Source organism: Dietzia sp. DQ12-76, from assembly GCF_014145045.1.
In the GTDB taxonomy this organism is placed as follows: domain Bacteria; phylum Actinomycetota; class Actinomycetes; order Mycobacteriales; family Mycobacteriaceae; genus Dietzia.
The window spans coordinates 1-1,263 of the sequence record NZ_JAALDV010000413.1; the positions used below are offsets into that span (position 1 = coordinate 1).

Here is a 1,263-nt window from a genome sequence, read left to right on the forward strand (position 1 = left end):
CCGAGGCCGTCGACGAGCAGATCCGGACCCCCGGAGGGCTCGCCGCGGGGCTGAGCGCGCTCGGCGCGGCGACGATCGGATCCGTCGGCACCCTCCTACCCGGGCGCCGGGCGAGCGACCCGTGGGCCGGAGAGGACATGTGGGAGCTCGGGGTCGACCGGGGTTCGATGGTCGCCGCTTCGGACGGGGTCCCGCTCGCGGTGCGTGAGGCCGGCCCGACTGACGCGCCGATGACCGTGGTGTTCGCCCACGGCTACACGCTGTCGATGGATTCCTGGCACTTCCAGCGTCGACACCTCCAGGACCGGTTCGGATCCGAGGTCCGGTTGGTCTTCTACGATCAGCGTGGTCACGGGCTCAGCGGGAAGAGCTCACGCGAGAACTCGACGATCGCCCAGTTGGCGGCCGACCTCAACTCGGTGATCTCGGCCACCGCCCCGACCGGCCCGATCGTGGCGATCGGGCATTCCATGGGGGGGATGACGGTGCTGGGCTATGCGGCCCGTCACTCCGAGGCGGTCCGCGATCGGGTGCTCGGTGTGGGGTTGGTCGCCACCGCGATGGCGGAACTGTCCGAGTCGGGCCTGGGTGCCGTACTCGACAGCCGGGCCGTCAGCAGGTTCGTGGGCCTGGCCGGCCGCACGCCGGGGGTGTTCACCAGCAGCCGCAAGGCCCTCGGGGCCGTCATCTCCCCGTTCATCTATGGCGGCTCGTTCGGCGACCCGGCCAAGATGAGCCCGACCGTCGCGCGGTTCGTCGACAAGCTCATCGCCTCGACGGACATGCTGACCATCGCGAACTTCTTCGAGACCCTCACCCAGCACGACGAGTCCGCGGCCGTCCCCGTGCTGCGGGACGTACGGACCACGGTGTTGTGCGGAGACCGCGACCTGCTCACCCCCCTGGACCGCTCGGTGGACATCGCCGAGGCGTTGCCGGACGCCGAGTTCGTGGTGGTCCCCGGAGCCGGTCACATGGTGATGCTGGAGGAGCCCGCGCACGTGTCGGAGGTGCTCGGTGACCTGATCGCGGACGCCGTCGTCGAGTGGCGCGCACGCACGCACGGGCCGCCGGGGCGCCGAAGCACGGCGTCGTGACGATCGGGGTACCGGGGGCGCGGACCCTCCCCACCGTGGAGGACACGCGTCAGCTCGGCGTGGAACTCGCGGCACTGCTGGGGGCCGGCGACGTGGTGGTCCTCGACGGGCCCCTCGGTGCAGGCAAGACCGCACTCACCGCCGGGATCGCCGCCGGGCTGGGCGT

The 1,263-nt window shown here is 71.6% G+C and carries 2 protein-coding genes; both read left to right on the forward strand.

What is annotated here, in order from left to right; translation table 11 throughout:
• Positions 1-1,097: alpha/beta fold hydrolase (locus tag G6019_RS13590; protein ID WP_182612621.1), on the forward strand; the 1,097-nt coding region annotated here is incomplete at its 5' end.
• A partial coding sequence (locus tag G6019_RS13595) for a tRNA (adenosine(37)-N6)-threonylcarbamoyltransferase complex ATPase subunit type 1 TsaE (protein WP_182627805.1) occupies positions 1,094-1,263 on the forward strand: 170 nt, incomplete at its 3' end. The genes G6019_RS13590 and G6019_RS13595, both read left to right, overlap by 4 nt.